This is a genomic window from Rasiella rasia (assembly GCF_011044175.1).
GTDB classification, from domain to species: Bacteria; Bacteroidota; Bacteroidia; order Flavobacteriales; family Flavobacteriaceae; genus Marinirhabdus; species Marinirhabdus rasia.
The window spans coordinates 440927-459941 of the sequence record NZ_CP049057.1 but is presented as its reverse complement, the minus strand read 5'-3'; the positions used below and the strand labels follow the sequence as shown (position 1 = coordinate 459941).

The 19015-nt window shown below is 37.3% G+C and carries 14 protein-coding genes; 7 read left to right on the top strand and 7 right to left on the bottom strand.

Annotated elements, in window-relative coordinates:
- The first annotated feature begins 51 nt into the window (after positions 1 to 51).
- The 5 genes from G5B37_RS02020 (at position 52) to G5B37_RS02000 (ending at position 7676) form a co-directional block, all read left to right on the top strand.
- On the top strand, positions 52 to 2208 hold the full coding sequence (locus G5B37_RS02020; protein WP_164678388.1) for an endonuclease MutS2: 2157 nt from the start codon (positions 52 to 54) through the stop codon (positions 2206 to 2208).
- Positions 2205 to 2609, top strand: a complete 405-nt coding sequence (locus G5B37_RS02015) for a thiol-disulfide oxidoreductase DCC family protein (RefSeq protein ID WP_164678387.1) — start codon at positions 2205 to 2207, stop codon at positions 2607 to 2609. The genes G5B37_RS02020 and G5B37_RS02015 overlap by 4 nt, the downstream gene beginning before the upstream one ends.
- 96 nt (positions 2610 to 2705) lie before the next feature.
- Positions 2706 to 4085 (top strand): sensor histidine kinase, encoded by a 1380-nt coding sequence (locus tag G5B37_RS02010; protein ID WP_164678386.1) that lies wholly within the window; start codon positions 2706 to 2708, stop codon positions 4083 to 4085.
- The gene (locus G5B37_RS02005) at positions 4082 to 4777 is read left to right on the top strand and encodes a response regulator transcription factor (RefSeq protein ID WP_164678385.1); all 696 of its coding nucleotides are present in this window, start codon (positions 4082 to 4084) and stop codon (positions 4775 to 4777) included. The genes G5B37_RS02010 and G5B37_RS02005 overlap by 4 nt, the downstream gene beginning before the upstream one ends.
- A 4-nt stretch (positions 4778 to 4781) precedes the next feature.
- Positions 4782 to 7676: a T9SS type A sorting domain-containing protein gene (locus tag G5B37_RS02000; RefSeq protein WP_164678384.1), complete on the top strand. Its 2895-nt coding sequence runs from the start codon at positions 4782 to 4784 to the stop codon at positions 7674 to 7676.
- Between the two features lie 176 nt (positions 7677 to 7852).
- On the opposite strand, the gene G5B37_RS01995 is transcribed toward G5B37_RS02000, so the two are convergent.
- The 6 genes from G5B37_RS01995 to aroC all read right to left on the bottom strand — a co-directional run bounded on the left by G5B37_RS01995 (position 7853) and on the right by aroC (position 14399).
- Entirely contained in the window at positions 7853 to 9016 is a 1164-nt protein-coding gene (locus G5B37_RS01995; protein ID WP_164678383.1) for a flavohemoglobin expression-modulating QEGLA motif protein, read from the bottom strand.
- Positions 9017 to 9018: 2 nt separating this feature from the next.
- Entirely contained in the window at positions 9019 to 9849 is an 831-nt protein-coding gene (locus G5B37_RS01990) for an N-formylglutamate amidohydrolase (protein WP_164678382.1), read from the bottom strand.
- Positions 9850 to 9868: 19 nt separating this feature from the next.
- The gene (gene gshB, locus G5B37_RS01985) at positions 9869 to 10897 is read right to left on the bottom strand and encodes a glutathione synthase (RefSeq protein ID WP_164678381.1); all 1029 of its coding nucleotides are present in this window, start codon (positions 10895 to 10897) and stop codon (positions 9869 to 9871) included.
- 117 nt (positions 10898 to 11014) lie between these two features.
- Positions 11015 to 11824 carry a hypothetical protein gene (locus tag G5B37_RS01980; protein ID WP_164678380.1) on the bottom strand — a complete coding sequence of 270 codons (810 nt, stop codon included), beginning with the start codon at positions 11822 to 11824 and terminating at the stop codon, positions 11015 to 11017.
- A gap of 159 nt (positions 11825 to 11983) precedes the next feature.
- Positions 11984 to 13291, bottom strand: coding sequence for a dicarboxylate/amino acid:cation symporter (locus G5B37_RS01975; protein ID WP_164678379.1), 1308 nt, complete (start codon positions 13289 to 13291; stop codon positions 11984 to 11986).
- A 43-nt stretch (positions 13292 to 13334) separates the two neighbouring features.
- Positions 13335 to 14399 carry a chorismate synthase gene (gene aroC / locus G5B37_RS01970; protein WP_164678378.1) on the bottom strand — a complete coding sequence of 355 codons (1065 nt, stop codon included), beginning with the start codon at positions 14397 to 14399 and terminating at the stop codon, positions 13335 to 13337.
- Between the two features lie 169 nt (positions 14400 to 14568).
- Between aroC and G5B37_RS01965 the strand changes: the two genes are divergently transcribed.
- Entirely contained in the window at positions 14569 to 15396 is an 828-nt protein-coding gene (locus G5B37_RS01965) for a UDP-2,3-diacylglucosamine diphosphatase (protein WP_164678377.1), read from the top strand.
- A gap of 9 nt (positions 15397 to 15405) precedes the next feature.
- Here the strand turns inward: G5B37_RS01965 and G5B37_RS01960 are convergent, their stop codons facing one another.
- Positions 15406 to 18342: an FAD-binding and (Fe-S)-binding domain-containing protein gene (locus tag G5B37_RS01960; protein WP_263649828.1), complete on the bottom strand. Its 2937-nt coding sequence runs from the start codon at positions 18340 to 18342 to the stop codon at positions 15406 to 15408.
- Positions 18343 to 18437: 95 nt separating this feature from the next.
- Here G5B37_RS01960 and G5B37_RS01955 point away from each other — a divergent pair, with 95 nt between their 5' ends.
- The gene (locus G5B37_RS01955; RefSeq protein ID WP_164678376.1) at positions 18438 to 18923 is read left to right on the top strand and encodes a porin family protein; all 486 of its coding nucleotides are present in this window, start codon (positions 18438 to 18440) and stop codon (positions 18921 to 18923) included.
- Positions 18924 to 19015 lie beyond the last annotated feature (92 nt).

Below are 19015 nucleotides of genomic sequence, written 5' to 3'. Positions count from 1 at the left end.
ACCTGTATTAGAAAGAAATGACGTTTAACAGGTAGTTATTTTACACAAGCTATGATAAGAATTCATCAAAAGACATTAATAGATTTAGAATTTCCAACTGTTTTGCAACAGGTGTCGGAATTCTGTATCACAGCGCCGGGAAACGATCAGGTCTTGAAAATTGAACCGTTTGCAGATGTTGACAATGTACTTCCCTCCTTGCAACGAGTTAAAGAATTTACTGCTTCTTTTGGTAGTGATTCTCCCATACCTAATCATGGCTTTGAGCCCATATTTAAGGAGCTTCAGCTTTTAGAGATTGAAAACAGCACCTTAGAACGTTTTAGTTTTAGGAAGTTACTAGCGCTTTCAGAAACAACACAAACCCTACTTAAGTTTTTTAAAAAGTTTGAAGAATTCTATATAGAATTACAAGCATTTTCTGAAGCAGTTAGCTTCACTCCTGCCATTGCTATTGAAATTAAAAAAATATTCGATAAATATGGGGAGGTAAAAGACGATGCCTCTGAAGAACTAGGACTTATTAGACGGAGATTGCACGTAGTAAAGAGTCAGATTAACTCTTCTTTTACAAAAGCATTAAGTAGGTATTCGGGTTCAGATTATTTAGACGAAATTAGAGAGACCATTGTAGATAACAGACGTGTGTTGGCGGTAAAAGCCATGCACCGGAAAAAGGTGAAGGGCGCGGTCTTAGGACAGTCTAAAACTGGAAGTCTTGTATATATAGAGCCTCAAGAGACCCTTGAGTTTGCAAATGAGCTTAGCAACCTAATCTATGAAGAAGGTGAAGAAATTAAGAAAATTCTAAAAGCGCTCACAGAGTTTGTACGACCGTTTCAATACGATTTGGCAGCTTATCAAGCCTATGTTACCGAATTAGATGTTATATATGCCAAAGCTCGTTATGGTGCTACGATTAATGCGGTACTTCCAAGACTGACAAACAATCGGCAATTATCTTTAGTAGAAGCATTTCATCCCCTACTTCTTGTTGCCAACCAAAAACGCAAGGAGAAAACGTTTCCGCAGTCTATAGAAATAATGCAAGACAAGCGCATTATTGTGATATCAGGACCTAATGCTGGCGGAAAAAGTATAACATTAAAAACGGTGGGCTTATTACAGCTAATGCTGCAAAGTGGTTTGCTCGTTCCTGTGGCACCGCAGAGTGAGTTCTGCTTTTTCGAACGTGTGCTAACAGATATTGGAGACAATCAGTCTATAGAAAATCACTTAAGCACCTACAGTTATAGGCTTAAAAAAATGAATCAGTTTCTAAAGCGCTGTAACAAAAACACGCTCTTTTTAATCGATGAATTTGGAACAGGTAGTGATCCTGAGTTGGGTGGTGCTCTTGCCGAAACATTTTTAGAAGTATTCTACGAACGAGAGGCATTTGGAATTATCACAACGCACTATTCTAATTTAAAGTTACTAGCTAACGAATTGCCACATGCGGTTAATGCCAACATGCAGTTTGATAGTAAAACATTGGCTCCCGTATATAAACTACAAATGGGAGAAGCCGGAAGTTCATTTACGTTTGAGGTAGCTCAGAAAAATGGTATACCGTATAGCTTAATAAATAAATCGAAAAAGAAAATTGAACGTGGAAAGGTACGGTTTGATAAAACTATTGCTAATTTACAAAAGGAACGCTCTAAGCTTCGGAAAACGTCTGAAACACTAGAATCTTCTGCAGAAAAAGCACGTATTGAAAGCAAGCAATTGGAAGCAATTAACGTAAAGGTTCAAGAAAAACTAGAGAGTTATCAAGAGCTGTATGACTCCAATCAGAAATTAATCTCACTGGGAAGGAAATTTGATAGTCTTTCAGAAAAATACTTCAACAACAAGCAGAAACGAGCTTTGATGGATGAATTATTTAAAATGGTACTGACAGAAAATAGCAAACGTAAAAAGATAGCCCCTAAAAAGAAAAAAGAGATTCGCCAGAAAAAGCACGAAATAAAGCAGGAAGTAGAAAAAAAGGTGGCAGTGATTAGAAAGGAAAAGAAGAAGGAAAAAATAGCTGCCAAAAAACTACCCCCAAAACCTAAAGTTACTTTAAAAGTAGGAGATCGAGTGCGAATGATTGATGGCCGCGCTATTGGTACCATCGACACTATTGAAAAGAAAAAGGCAATTGTAAACTATGGTATGTTTACCACCAACGTTAGTTTAACAGAATTAGAAAAGGTATGACATCACGAAAACATAAAATTATCCTTTTTGACGGGGTGTGTAACCTCTGTAACAGCTCTGTGAATTTTGTGATACATCGTGATAAGAATGATCTATTTCGTTTTGGAGCACTTCAGGAAGAACCAGGAAAGTCAATCATTAAAAAATATGCCATAGACCCTTCTAAGACAGATTCGATTATACTAATTTCAAATAATAAAGCATATACAAAGTCTACTGCTGCATTAAAAATTGCCAGACATTTGGGAGGGGGCTATCCGCTACTCTATGTTTTTATGATTATACCCAGATTTATAAGAAATTGGGTGTATGATTATGTAGCTAAGAACCGCTATAAATGGTACGGTAAAAAGGATAGCTGCATGATTCCTACACCAGAATTACGAGCTAAATTTTTATAAGAAACACATTTATTGTCGGTTTCGTTAAGTTAACGAACGGTTAACGCATTCATTTTTGAATACATTTGAAGAACTACCTCTTAAATTTGACTTCAAATGAAATTTAAACTACTCATAATACTATCTATTCTCACACTACTTTCACTAGTGGGAATTCAAGGCTATTTAATCTACAATAGCTATGAGCTTAAACAAAAGACAATCACTATTGATGCGCGAAATGCAATTGCAAAAATTTATACTTCGCCTGCAATAGACTCTATTGCATGGTTGTATAGAACAGATTTTCTCCAAAACCTTGAAGCGTATAAAACCAATAATAGTACAAATGAAGCATTGTTAGATGCGCTTCAGAAAAAAAGCAAAGAAATAAATCCTGGGTTCTTAGAAATTTTCAACAATGGGCTTAAAGCGTATGATGCAGATTTCGATATTCAGTTTAAAAAAATAGTAACTGGAATAACGCTTTCAGATAGTTTGGGTAACACAGAAACTTTGTATCCTAAAGCGGCTAAAGATACTATCATACTCTTAGGAAGCGAAATGAAACAAACAGATGCTTTGCTTATAAATAATAGTACTTGGCAAAAAGATCATGACATCATGATAAACGGTAAGCCTGTTACCTACGACCTTAATTTTAAGTCAAGTATATTCATGAACATTACAAATTGGAATAGTCTAATAATTCGAGAGCTTTCTACTTTGTTATTTTTATCTACAGTACTCTTTCTCTTTGTTGTTGGTCTCTTGTATTATTCAATTCAAAATCTTCTCAAACAAAAGCGTGTTGCCGATATTAAGACAGATTTTATCAACAATATCACCCACGAGCTAAAAACTCCCTTGTCTACACTGTCGCTTGCTACCAAAACCTTGACTAGCGAATATACTTCGGGCAATAAGGAAGTTGTGGATGACACAATTCAAGTTATTGAACGTCAAAATACACGACTTCAAAACCTAATCGATCAGGTGCTAAAAAGCAGTTTAGGATATCAAAAAATTCAACTAAAAAACGAATCGTTTAACGTGACCACATTTTTAAATGACTTACTTAACGATTACGAAATAACTGTCGATAAAAATGTAAGTATTAATAGAGAAATTGAAAGTACAGGCTTATTACTAAATGGCGACTCATTTTACCTGAGCACTGCCATAATAAATTTACTTAACAATGCCATTAAGTACGGCGGTACCAAGTTAATGGTAACATATGCTATAGATACAGTTCAAAATTCTCATACTATTTCAGTAAAAGATAATGGAATTGGAATTTCAAAAAAGTACCACAAATATATATTCGATAAATTTTATCGTGTAAGTGAAAAAGACACTCACAATTATAAAGGGCTTGGACTAGGTTTGTATTACACCAAACAGATTATACTGGCCCATAACGGTACTATTTCTGTAGAGAACGGAAAAGGAAAAGGCACAACATTTAGTATACTAATACCTCTGGCGCTATGAAACATTTACTATTAGTTGAAGACGATCAGGATTTTGGTAAAATGCTAAAGCGTTACCTCGAACTCAATAAGTTCACCGTAACATGGGCATTACATGGTGCTGAAGCCTATGCTATTATTAAAAATCAAGATTTTGACCTATGCATTATTGATGTAATGATGCCCGTAATGGATGGTTTTACGTTAGCCGATAAAATTGCAAACAGTAAACCTGAAACTCCCTTTTTGTTCCTCACTGCTAGAAAGACCAAAGAAGATAGAATTAAAGGACTGAAGCTGGGTGCAGACGATTACATCGTGAAACCATTTGAGGCAGAAGAATTATTACTAAGACTGAAAAACATTATTAAAAGAGCAGCACAACAAAAGACTGAAGTTATAGAAATAGATGAAGAAATGGTTTCGTTGGGAGCATATATGTTTGATTATTCAAACCTGACGCTAACCATTAATAATAAATCCAACACTATTACAGAAAAAGAGGCAAAACTACTCTACTATCTCTATAAAAATAGAAATACATTATTACGACGAGACGAAATTCTCTTAAAGGTTTGGGGGAAAACAGATTTCTTTTCTGGAAGAAGTATGGATGTGTTTGTGAGTAGAATCAGAAAACATTTAAAAGAAGACCCTACACTCTCTATTGAAAGTGTTCGCGGGATTGGATTACAATTTAACTTAGATAATTAAAATCATGAAAAAGATGAAAGCAAAAGTACTTATTTTATTATGCATCCTAGTTTCTGGTACAGGTGTTGCACAAGAATATTTTGGCACAACTACGTACGGGGATCTTGGAATTGATACTGCCAATAGCTCTGTGATGAATAGTCAGGGAACTATTTTTACAGGAGGATTATACCAAAATTCAATTACCCTCGGGCCCGACACCATCAATATTGCTGGTGGAAATGCAGACGGATACGTTGCCATGCACGATAGCGACGGTACACCTTTGGGTGTTCTTGGCTTTGGTGGTGGTTTTGACGATGTTGTGATAGACCTAGCCGTAGATGCCAACGACAACCTTTATATAACAGGATATTTTCAAGGCGCCAATTCTATGAACCCTTTCGATGCTGATCCAGGACCGGGAGTTGTTCCGTTATTACAACCTGCCTTCGGACTTAGTAGAGATATATTTATAATTAAATTGGACAGCGACCAACAATTTGTTTGGGCAAAACAAGTGAGTAACCCATTTGGATTCGGTCCAATTAACGAAGACGCTCAAACTATTGAAGTAGATAGCGCGGGGAATGTGTATGTTGGTGGTTCTTTTCTTTTGGCAGATTTTGATCCAGATCCAGCGGTAGACAATACTTTATTTTCTGCAGATAGTTCAACACCAGATGGTTTTATTCTGAAATTGGACACAGACGGAAACTTTGTTTGGGTAAACACCTACGAAGGTGCTGGTGGTATTGTTGAAGTTGAAGACATTGAATTTGACGCAAACGAGGATATTCTAGTGCTTGGAAGATTTAGAAATCAAGTAGATTTAGACTCCGGAATCGGAACAGACTCATACGCCACAAATGGTAGTGACGATATTTTTGTAAGCAAAATTGATAGTGATGGAAGCTATATTTGGGGACAAGCATTCGGAGGAGCTGCACTTGAATTCTCAAACATAATAACTGAAATAAACAACGAAATATATGTAGGTGGAGCCTTTTCAGGAACGGTAGATTTAGATCCAAGCGCTGGAGATAATACTGTAACTTCAAATGGTGATTTAGACCCATTCTTTTCAAAATTTGATACTGATGGAAACTATATAATGAGCTACGTATTTGGTGGAGAAACTAATGAAGACCTAGAAGATGTTTATGATATTACACAAGGACCAAATGGTGATGTATTCGTTTCGGGAAGTTTTGTTGGAACCTCAGATTTTGATGCAGGACCTGGTACAGCCAATGTAACTTCTAATGGTATTGCAGACAATTACACCATTCAGGTTGGCTTAGATGGTGTATACAAAAATCATTGGACAATTGGTGGGACAGCGTCAGAAAACAGTCCGTATATTTTATTTAACGACTTGGGAGAAGCTATCTCAATTGGTGCGTTTAGAGATAGTGTAGATTTTAATCCATTTCCTGGAGAAGACATACAAACATCGGTTGCAAATTACGATGTCTATATTTCTAGATTCTTTCCGTTTAGTGTTGGAAATGATGCTTGCGCCGAGGCAATTGCAGTAGTTTGTGGTGATACAATCCTAGGTGAGACAATTTTTGATACCGATAGCGGTGGTAATGCTGCTCCAGACGAGTTCTATAGCTATACCGGAACCGGAACATTAGAGCTAGTTACCGTTTCATTGTGTAATGGTGGTACAGATTACGATTCTGTATTGCGTGTGTTTGATAATTGCGACCTTTCGAATGAGATTGTGATGAATGATGATTTTTGTGGAACACAGTCTGAACTTCAGTTTGTTTCTGATGGCACATCAACATACTATATCATGGTAGAAGGAAACAATGTGGCTTCAGGAAATTTTAGCATGAATATAACCTGTGAAGAACTACCTGAAAACGATTTTTGTAGTGGTGCACTTCCTATAAATTGTGGTGAAACCCTAGCAGGAAGTACATCTGAAGCAACAATTGATACTGCACCAACGTGTGTAGAGGACATTACTGCTCCTGGCGTGTGGTATGTTTTTGAAGATACAAGTGGACTTATTACAAACTATACGCTTTCTCTCTGTGATGGAGGAACAACTTTCGATAGTAAAATAACTGTGTATACAGGAGACTGTGGTGCATTGGTTTGTGAAATAGACAACGATGATTCTTGCGGTTTACAATCTGAGGTATCCTTCCAAGGAGATGGTAATACTACCTATTATATTCTAGTGCATGGTTTTGACGATAGTACAGGTGATTTTTCTTTAAGTCTAGACTGTCTTCCTGTACCTCCCCCAAACGATATGATTGCTAATAGCATTGATGTAGACGAAATAGGATTCCCTTATACAGATGTTGCAGTACCCATGCCAGCAGCTACTACCGAAGCTGGTAGTCCAATTGGCTGTGACAACGCAGGTGTTTTAGGAGTGTGGTACAACTTTGTCGCTGAACTAAACGGAACTGCAACGGCATCTGTAACAACCCCTGGCGGATTTACATCGGTAACTTTTTATAGTGCTCCAGACGAAAATGCTGTAGAGACAGATCTAACGTTAGTAGATTACTTTGATAATCAATGTGTTCCTGGTGCAGATGCCAGTATACTGGTGCAAGCTGGTCAAGCGTACTATGTTTATGTGGCAAATACAGAGGCAATAACAGATATAGTAATCGATGGAGACTTCTATCTTGGAACCAATAATATCACAGCCAATGAGTTTTCAATGTATCCTAATCCTGCGTCAGATATAGTGACCATCAAGTCTGGCTCATTAAATATTATTGAAAGCATAACGGTATATTCAATTTTAGGGCAGGAAGTGATGTCACAAACGGCTAATAAAAATGAAGTATCACTCAACGTTTCTATGCTATCTCAAGGTACGTATGTTGTACAAATTAATATGAATGGTCAATCATTCATGAAGAAATTACTCATAGAGTAATGGTTAGAAATTTGTAATGAGAAAAGGCGGGAAATTAATCCCGCCTTTTTTATTTTTTGAATGTATCATTCGGCTTAAAATTATACATCAACTATTTGAAGCCAAGCTGTAATTACTAAAAGGAATAGGTTTATTCTAATATAAACGCCTCTCTCAAAAGACTTTCAGAAATTAGCTTACTTCAAATTTTTCAAAATAAAATCTAAGGTTGTATTTGTATTTTCGTTTACACTAAAGGCCAAGTTCTGGTATCTATTAGCCTGTGCTAACCCCTCTTTTTGCCATTTTGAAACTATATGGGCATGCTCAAAAGAAATTTTACCCGCTAATAGTGGTGCTAAATCTTTCTTATTCTGAAAAGCATCATATACCTTCTTTAATCCTGTTAAATACATGTAGTCTTTAGTAAAGCCACCTCCACGGTGAGCTCGTAACGAAATATTATACGCCTCTTCTCTATTTAGCTTGTACTGATTATGCAACAAATCGAACGTATCACAAAAATTGAAGCCTTTACGTAAACTATCTGCAGCCATTACACGATAAGACAGTTCTTTGAGACGATGCAAAGTTAGGCACCCACTCATGTATTCACTAAATACAGCTAGCCCCTCTTGGGTTTCAACATTTTTTGGAAATCCGTTATGGAAAATCTTTAACGATTGGTTAAGGCCGTTAAAGGTAGTAACCATATGTACACCTATTTCATGATTTGCCAATACCTTTAGTTGATTGGCGCTATACCGATGATTCTTTTTAAGCACTAAAGTTTGTGTATTATTTTGCACCATTGCTGCCGCAGAAATCTTCGTAGAATATTTCATATTGAAATTAAAATCATACTTCTGCGTAAATGCTTCAAAATAAGCAGCTGCCTCTTCGGCACTAAACACTGGAAACATTTCACTGTCGTATTCTTCATCTTTAAAATGAAGTATAAAACGTGCGTTTTCAACATCCTTCTCGGTAGGCGTTCCAAATGCTTTTAAGGCATTGTAATAAAATTTTTGACCCTTACCAATGGTTTCAATGCACTGTATGAGACTTGAATAGTCATATATAACGTCTCTAAAGAAATCTCTAGACACCTCATCTTTAATGCTGTCAATATCTTGAGAGAATAAATGTTGCTGCACTTTGTGAGCGTCGAAATCTATTTTTCGATACTTATAGTTCGGACTAACATTGTATTTAGAAGCAAAGAAGTTACGCTTTTCGGCTTCAATATTTATAGGGTTGATATAGTTAAGTAGCTCAATTTTCTGAACTAATTTGTTCAGGTTTTGATCAATTCTAAAGAGATTTGGGTGCGTATGTAATAATGCTTTGGCAGTTGCCATACTTAACTTTTGTAGGTGTGGTAAAACATGTTGGCGTGAGAAACAAGGCGGTTCTGCAATTGTTGTTCAATTGCTGCTACTACCTCGGGGAAAATTATTTCCCTCAATTCATCACAGTACACTTTCTTAAATTCGGTTGCCAAAACTAAGGTATTTTTGAAGTTTTGGGTGATAAATTTTAAAAAATATCCATTTCCTTGAAAGGTGTCGTTGATTTTTGAAGTTGACTCAATATCATGTGGTAGTTCTAGTTCTGAAAGCGATTGTCGCCAGGCCTCAATTAAAGGTTCAAATCGCTCATTGTCAACATTTGCCGTTCCTAAGTTAATTACAGGCACTTCCCTATTCCAGCGCCTCCAATTGTAACTGTGCATGTCGTACACCACAACAACTCCAAATTTCTCTTCTAATTTCTGCATTAACGCATATACAACACTATAAAAAGCCTGATGCTTGTCTAAACTCTTTTTTCGGTTTGCGATATCTAAAGGTGCTTTCCACAGTTGTTTTCCCCAGGCATCTTCATAAATTGCATTTTCAGGATCTCGGTTTAGATCGTATTCAAACCTGCTGTCACATCCGGCTATTACAATGGGGTGTGTATGCACAAATTCTTTCGTGCATGGATCTTCTTCAAACCATCTATCGTATTCAGAATGAAGACAATTACTCCACAATTCTTTTCTAAATTGATGACCGTCGTGAACTGCACCACAGACGTAGTGTACATATTCGTCAATTTTCAGTGTAAACGAATAATCTGAAGCAACTGCCTCAAATGTTTCTTCGTTGTTTATTTTTTCTATTATTTCTGAAATAGCTAACCGTTGCATTTGGAATGTATTTTACGCATTATGCATCACTAACGTGTTTTCTAAGCTTTGTTCTGCGCTCAAAGGCATTAACACGTTCCTGAACCTTATCTTCGATAAAATCGATTATTTTTTCTTGAACACGTGTTTTGTATACTTTATTAATATATGTAATACCCCCAGGTGACATTACATTTACTTCCACCAACATCCCACCAATAACATCTATTCCGCAGAAATACAGTCCGTCTTTCACTAATTTAGGCCCAATACGTCTACACAATTCCTTTTCTTGCTTACTCAGCGAGTGTTTTTGAACAGAACCTCCAGCAGAGACATTACTTCTATGGTCTTCTTCTCCTGGGACCCTTGCCATAGCACCTATAGGTTGCCCGTTTAATAGTAGAATACGTACGTCTCCTTTATCTGCACCTTCAATGTAGTCTTGAAGAATTACATAGTTTGAGGTACCGTCTTTGTTATCTATATAAAAATCGAGTAACGAATTTATACTCTTCATGGCTCTTTTTTCAATCAATATAACTCCAGAACCACCATAGCCATTAAGTGGTTTTAGAATCATGCGATCGGGGCCCTCTTTGATGGTTTTTTTAAGGTATTCTTTATTTTTAGTTACGTGAGTTCTTGGGATAAATTCATTCTTATCATCCTCAAAGACTGCAGTATACAACTTATTATTTGCACGACGAATTCCATCAAGGTCATTCATAATAAATACATCGTCTTTTACACTGTCTAAGAAATTGAGCATAATCATATCCAGCGGCGGATTGCTACGCAATATAATTACATCGAATCCCGCTAGAGGAAGCATTTCATCGTAGAATTCTGCTCTGCTATGAAATGAACTAAGCTTATTCGATACTTTTTCCATACGTCTTAAGCATCGGCAAAAAGCATGTGCAACACTATCGCGAATAGTAAGATTTGCAGGAGTTGTAATAGCTAGACCATGCCCCCTTTTGGCACATTCTTGAATCATTGCTAAGGTTGAATCATTTTCGGGATCCATTTCTTCCCATGGATACATTATAAAACAAACATTCATTTATTCGTTGGTTTTCGAAGATTAGTAGTGAAACTAAATTACTAAAACAAAGCAGAACCACAATGTTTTTATGCAATCTTATGAGAATAATGATTTGTAGCTGTCTTATTTGAAAATTTAGTTGGGTATAATTCTAAAATTATCAAACCCAAAAACGTCATCTTCCCCATTTTGTTCAAACTGAAGTTGTAATGACACAGAAACACTGCCCGGAGGAATTGGCAACGAAATAGTACCTGAATTCGTACTATTCGCATTCCCATTTATAAATTGCTGTGTGGCCTGTGGTATTCCGTCGATAATAATGGTATAAAAGGCATCATCTCCATTGTCCATGCGGTAGGTAGCATATTCAAAAGCTACGGTGGTACCGGCAATTGCTGCGGAAATATCTATGGTGGCAAACGTAATAGTTGCCAAACCAGTGGTTCCGTTACCTTCGTCGTCTAAATCTCGAATGCCGAGAAAATTATTGGTAAGCGTAGAAAGGTTACTGAATATACTGTTGGAAGCATCAGTTATACCATAAAAACCATCTACACCATTATCAAAATATGCTACATCAGACGTATACCCCCACGTAGTTGCTAAATCGAAGTTTTGGGCGACACCCGTAAATGCAATAGTATTAATGCAGTGAATATTCTCCCAAGTAAGTCCGTTCCAAATTTGATAACATCCATTTGATTCTAAAAACAGTACCATACCAACATCTGTGCTTGAGTTTGGGGTAATTGTTGCTCTAGCAGAACTATTAGGCACCCTTGGGGGCAATAAGCCTTTGTAGTTTATACCATCTGTAGTACTGCTTATATCGAGTGCAGTTGCGGTTGAGGGGTTTGTAGTTCCAATACCTACTTGTGCTAGCAATGAGCTGTTGTGAAAAAAGATTAAAACGAGTAGAAAACCAAAGACTTTGTATACCATGTTAAAAAATTGACATGGGGAGTCTCACAGTGCAATCAAAAAATATACTAATGCCTTGGCAAGGTACAAATCACACGCAAATTTCAGTAAAAACAACGTGAAATTTAGGCAAGTATACCTTTCAATTCATGAATTGAAGGATTTCTAACACTATAAATTTTAATGCTCTTTTCCGTAGTTGTCATCCCAATCTTTAACTTTAGGATCTCCAAGTTTTCCTTGTGATTTAGCCACCATCATCGATACCGTAGCATCTCCAGTAACGTTTATCACCGTACGGCACATATCTAATGGTCTATCTACAGCAAAAATAAGTGCCAATCCGGCCTCGGGTATACCCGCATAGCCCAATACACCTACCAGCATTACCATACCAGCACCAGGCACAGCAGCCGAACCAATAGATGCTAGTGTAGCAGTTGCAATAATACCTAATTGTGTTCCTAAACTTAGATCCATACCAAATGCTTGGGCAATAAAAACTGCCGCTACAGCTTGGTACAAACTAGTTCCATCCATATTAATAGTAGCCCCAATAGGAAGTACAAAACTTGATACTTTTTCATCAACTCCAAGGTGTTCTGTTACGCGCTCCATTGTTACAGGCAAGGTAGCCGCACTAGAACTAGTAGAAAAGGCTAATAATTGAGCAGGTGCAATACCCTTTAGGAAAAATCCAGGTGACTTTTTTGCAAATACCTTTACAAAAATCACATAAACCACTACCATAAGTAATAACCCTACCACTACGGCGAGCGCATACATACCTAGAGCCGCAAATAGGTCTGGGCTAGGAGCTTCTACTACCAAAGCGGCCAATAGCGCAAAAACTCCGTATGGGGCGGCCAACATAATTAAATCAACCATTTTCAATATGACCTCATTAACCCCGTCAAAAAAATCTTTTACCGTTTTACTTTTATCTTCTGGAATTAAAATAAGGCCTATTCCGAAGAAAACGGCAAAGAAAATTACTTGTAACATATTTCGGTTGCTAGAGGCAGCGCTAAAAATATTTTCAGGAACTAGGTCTATTAGGGCTTGTAATGGCCCAGCTTCCTTTTGCTTCTGCGCATCTAATCGTTTGCTTTCTGCATCGCCACCGTAGGCTTCTACCAATTCATTTCTAGTATCTTCATTAATAGAACCTCCTGGCTTAATTGTACTTACTACACCTAGCCCAATACTTACGGCAATCACTGTGGTCACAATGTAGGTCATAATTGTTCTAACCCCCATTTTAGATAAGCTTGAGATATCTTTTAGGTCTGAAATCCCTTTAATAAGTGCCGCTAGAATTAATGGAATGGCAATAAGTTTTAAAGCTCTAATAAATATTGTACCAAATGGTTTTATGTAGTCGGCAATAAAGTCACTTCCCCATGAGAAGTTAGTCATAAGAAGTGCAAACAACACTCCGAGTACCATTCCTAATAAAATTTGCCAGTGTAATGCTAGTTTTTTCATATAAAGTATTCGTCTGTAGCTTATTAATTTTTCTAGATATGTGTTACAATGTAGACAATTTATTCAGCAACCAAAAATCGGTTAAAACCAATGCCGCCATAGCTTCTACAATGGGCACTGCTCTTGGCACAACACATGGGTCATGTCTTCCTTTACCCATCATTTCAACCTTTTCACCATCACTATTTATTGTTGGTTGTTTTTGTAGTATGGTAGCAACCGGTTTAAATGCTACGTTAAAATAAATAGGTTCTCCGTTGCTAATACCGCCCTGAATACCACCACTATAATTTGTTTTTGTACTTCCATCTTCATTAAACAAATCGTTATGCTCGCTTCCTTTCATTACTGTTCCTGAAAATCCACTACCATATTCAAAACCCTTCACGGCATTAATAGAAAGCATCGCTTTACCAAGTTGTGCATGGAGCTTATCAAACACAGGTTCTCCTAATCCAACAGGCACATTTTCTATCACACAGCTTATGATTCCTCCAACAGTATCTCCTTGCTTTTTAACATCTTTAATATACTGCTCCATTTGTTTAGCCATATCAGCATCTGCAGTTCTCACAGGGTTTTTCTCAATTTCAGAAAAATCAAGTGCTTTATACGATTTATTGAGAGATAACTCACCAACAGCAGATACATAAGCTGTGATTTTTATATCCTTAAGCAATTGTTTCGCTATAGCCCCTGCCACTACCCTACAAGCGGTTTCTCGCGCCGATGATCGTCCGCCACCACGATAATCACGATGACCATATTTTTTGTCAAAAGTGAAATCTGCGTGTGAAGGCCGGTATGTGTCTTTAATATGTGCGTAATCTTTCGATTTATGGTTGGTATTTTGTATGACAAAGCCAATAGGTGTGCCAGTTGTTTTACCTTCAAAAACACCCGATAAGAATTGCACAGAGTCTTCCTCTTTTCGTTGTGTTACTATAGCAGACTGTCCCGGTTTACGGCGTTGCATTTCAGTATTTATGGCTTCTATATCGAGTAATAATCCAGATGGACAACCATCTATTATCCCTCCAATGGCTGGACCGTGAGATTCTCCAAACGTTGTAACTTTAAAAATTGAGCCGAAGGTATTTCCTGCCATAATTCGGTTTTCAACAAATGTAAATGTTTCCTTTCAATAGAAAAAGCATTGAAAGTGTACCAATGGAGATTTCTTTCAATTTGGATAAGATTTTTTTGAACTATTAATAACATTCACTTAATACATCCTTTGAGCAAAGAAGTCATCTTTGTACGAGATATTATTACTCTTGAAAAGAAAGCTTGACATTGTTGTACTCTCAGACCTACATTTGGGTACATATGGCTGCCACGCCAAGGAAATCTTACATTATTTAAACTCTGTAAAGCCAAAAAAGCTTATTCTAAATGGTGATATTATAGACATATGGCAATTTAGAAAGCGTTATTTTCCAAAAGCACATCTTCAGATTATAAAAAAAATTATTGCACTTGCAACTAAAGGTACGCAAGTCTACTACATAACAGGGAATCACGATGAGCGGTTACGACGTTTTAGCGAAACTAGAATGGGCAATATTCGAATTCTAGACAAGTTAGTACTTAACCTCGATGGTAAGAAAGCATGGTTTTTTCACGGCGATGTATTCGATGCGTCTATTCAGCACACTAAATGGATTGCAAAGCTTGGAGGCTGGGGATATGACCTCCTAATCCTTTTTAATAGGTTTATTAATCGCATTCTGAAATTCTTCGGAAAAGAAAAATATTCCCTTTCTAAAAAGATAAAAGACTCTGTAAAAGGGGCTATTAAATTTATTTCAGATTTTGAAACAACCGCCACAGACCTAGCAATAGAAAATGGTTACGACTATGTTGTTTGCGGCCATATTCATCAGCCTGCTATGAAAAAGGTAGTTACCGCAAAAGGTGCATGCGTCTATTTAAACAGTGGAGATTGGATTGAAAACCTAACAGCCCTAGAATACAATAACGAAGCATGGGCTTTATACCAATACAATCCAAATAGGTATACAAAACAGGAAAGGGAAAAAGCAGAAACAATAGATGCAGATAGGGCTACAGCCGAAGTACTTGCTGGTTTTTCGCTATTGTAATGTTTTTAATTAATCTACTAGCGCATTAGCCAAAATACTAATCGGATGTTGTGCTTCTCTTGCCGTACCATCTTTAATTTGATGTCTACAACTAGTACCATTGGCAGCTATAATAGTAGCTTCTGAAGCTTTTCGCACGGCAGGAAACAACTTTAATTCTCCAATTTTCATACTTACATCGTAGTGTTCTTTCTCATAACCGAAACTTCCAGCCATGCCACAGCAACCAGAGGGTATGATTGTTGGTTTGTAATTTCTAGGAAGGTTTAAAATATCGAACGTTACTTTTTGGTTGCTCAATGCTTTTTGGTGACAGTGTACATGTATTTTAATATCTCTAGCTTCCTCATTAAAACTTTCGGCCGTAATCGATCCCTTAGACGCTTCTAGCGCAATAAACTCTTCAATAAGCATGGTGTTTTCTGAAATTTTCTTTGCAGAAGCCACGTCGCTCGCTAATCTGAGGTATTCATCTCTAAACCCTAATATTGCAGAGGGCTCTATACCAAGCAAGGGAGTTTCAGAAGTAATACAATTGTTTAAAGCCGAAACATTTTTATCAATCTCAATCTTAGCTTCATTTAGCAATCCTTTAGAAAGCAAGGCTCTAGCGCTATCTAACTCGAGTATTAGTTTAACTTTATATCCAAGACTATTTAGTAGTAAAAAAGCATCGTACACCAAATTAGAATCTAAGTACTTAGAAAATTCATCCACAAAGATGTAGGCATGGACCTGCATATTTTGGTCACGATTTTTAAGTACAGAACGCACCTTGTTCACCCCTTTCATATTAATTGTTGGTAGTGTGCGGTGTTTAGACACACCACTCCATGTTTTTATCCATGAAGACGTTATTGAATTTGTAAAAGCCCAATTGGCAAGAAGTGGAAACCGTGCTGCCTTTTTATTATAGAGACTACTTTTTCCAAACAATCTCGTAGCTCTTGAAATTCCGTTTGCTTTTTGATACTGGTACAAAAATTCGAGCTTGGCAGTGGCCATATCCACATTACTAGGACATTCGCTAGCACATGCTTTACAACCAATACATAGGTCGAATACTTTTTTAAGTTCTTCAGAATTAAATTTATTGGTATGATCGCTTTGTGAAAGCGCCTCTCGTAGCATATTTGCTCTGGCTCGAGTAGTATCTTTTTCATTTTTAGTAGCCTGATAGCTTGGGCACATACCTCCAGTAGCGTGTTCAGACTTTCTACAGTCACCACTTCCGTTACATTTTTCAGCTAGTCTGAGTATTCCTTGAGAATCATCAAAATTTAGCGCGGTGGTAACCTCTGTAGGCGTATAGTCGGTACGTAGATGCTTATCCATAGGCAGGGCATCTGTAATTTTGCCCGGATTAAAGATATTCTCTGGATCAAAACACTTTTTTATGCGCTGCAAGAGTTTAAAGTTTTGTGTGCCAATTTGCATCTCTAAAAACTCGGCACGTACTATACCGTCTCCATGTTCTCCAGAGAAAGAACCTCTATATTTCTTCGTTAATTGTGCCACCTCTGTAGTTATCGCCCTAAACAAGCGGACTCCTTCAGGATCTTTCAAGTTTAATATAGGTCGTAAGTGCAACTCTCCTGCACCAGCGTGTGCATAGTAGACAGCATCTTGATTAAACCGATCCATGATCTGAGAGAACTCTTTGATAAATTCAGGAAGATCTTCCAACGCCACCGCAGTATCTTCAATACATGCCACAGCCTTCTCATCACCTACCATGTTGCCCAAAAGTCCAAGTCCCGCCTTCCTAAGTTCCATTGCCATCGTAATTTCATGGTCTCTTAAAATAGGAGCTGCATAACTTAAGCCAGATTGTTGTATCGTTTGCAGTAAGGTTTCTATCTGGTTATTAAGAGCTTCTGTTGTCTGATCTCTTACTTCAAGCAACAGGAGTGCCTTCGGATCTTCTTGCACGAAAAAGCGATAGGGCTCGTAGGTTTTATTGTCTTTTGTACAATTTAAAATGACATCGTCTATCATTTCACAGGTATACAACGTATGCTGCATGACTTTATTCACATCGTTAAGACAAGCTTCCAACGAGTTATAATGAGTAGCTATTATGGCTTGTTTTTGAGGTGGAAGCGTGTCTAGCTGTAAAGTGATTTCTGTTGTAAAAGCAAGAGTTCCTTCACTACCACAAAGTAACTTACACATATTAAAGTCGGCTTCAGAGGCTGAGAAGATAGAAGTATCTAGCAAAGCGTCAACAGCATAACCTGTATTCCTGCGATGTATCTCCTGCTTCGGAAACTCTTCGCGAATTACACGCTTGACGCTTTCCGAAGAAAGTTCAGAAAAAAGCATGTTATAAATGCTTCCCTCAAGTGAAGGCAAGTTCTTTTTCAGATTAAAATCTTCTTTCGAACTACTAGAAAACGTAACTTCATCACCATTAGAAAGTATTGTTTTTAGCTGAATTACCTTGTCACTCGTAACTCCGTACTGAATTGAAGTTGTACCACTGCTATTATTACCAACCATACCACCAATCATGCACCGGTTACTCGTAGAGGTGTTAGGACCAAAAAAGAGATTGAAAGGTGCCAAATACGCATTTAATTCGTCGCGAATTACCCCCGGCTGAACCGTCACCGTCTTAGCGGTTTCATCTACCGAAATAATCTTAGTAAAATGCTTAGAGACATCCACAACTATTCCCTCACCTACACACTGTCCTGCGAGCGAAGTTCCAGCAGTACGCGGTATAATTGAAGTTTTGTGCTTAGCAGCAAATAATATAAGATGCTGTATATCTTTTGTAGTCTTCGGAAATGCAACGGCCAACGGTAACATTCTGTAAACTGAAGCATCTGTAGCATACAAGCTTTTGTGCAACATATCATGATGCAACTCTCCTTCTAACTCATTAGATAATTGTTGTAACTCTTTATTCATGTACATGTAAAAATAAGTGCTTATACGCATTGTGGCAATGTTTATTCACTAAAAAGAATAACAAAACGTTAACCATAGTAAAGAATCTTAAAATTTACTTTTGAGTAACCTAAAAAAAGAAAAATATGAGAAAATGGATTTTAATTTTTATCGCAGTGGTTGGTGTTGGAATTTCAGCAGAAGCACAAGAAGAAAAAAATGCTATCGGACTTAGATTAGGGGATAGCGACGGATTCGGGACTGAAGTGAGTTACCAACGTTATCTAACTGAAAAAAATAGACTAGAAATTGATTTAGGGTGGCGAAGTTCAAAGAATTTTGACGCGTTTAGATTAACAGGATTATACCAATGGGTGTGGAATATTGACGGCGGATTTAATTGGTACGCGGGCCCTGGTGCCGGGATTGCTCAAGTAGATTTCGATGATGTGGCGCCTGGTTTTGATGATAGCGAAACCTATGTGTATCTAGCCGGTGATATTGGGATAGAATACGATTTTGACTTCCCGTTGCTTTTATCGCTTGATTTTAGACCAGAATTTGGTTTTAGTGACAATTTAGACGATGATATAGATTTTGATATTGCGCTAGGAGTACGTTACCAATTCTAAACAACGAAATAGCATTAAACCTTAAGCGATACGTTATGTATCGCTTTTTTTTATGGGGTATGAAACCTAGAAAAATTAGGAAAAACCCTTTT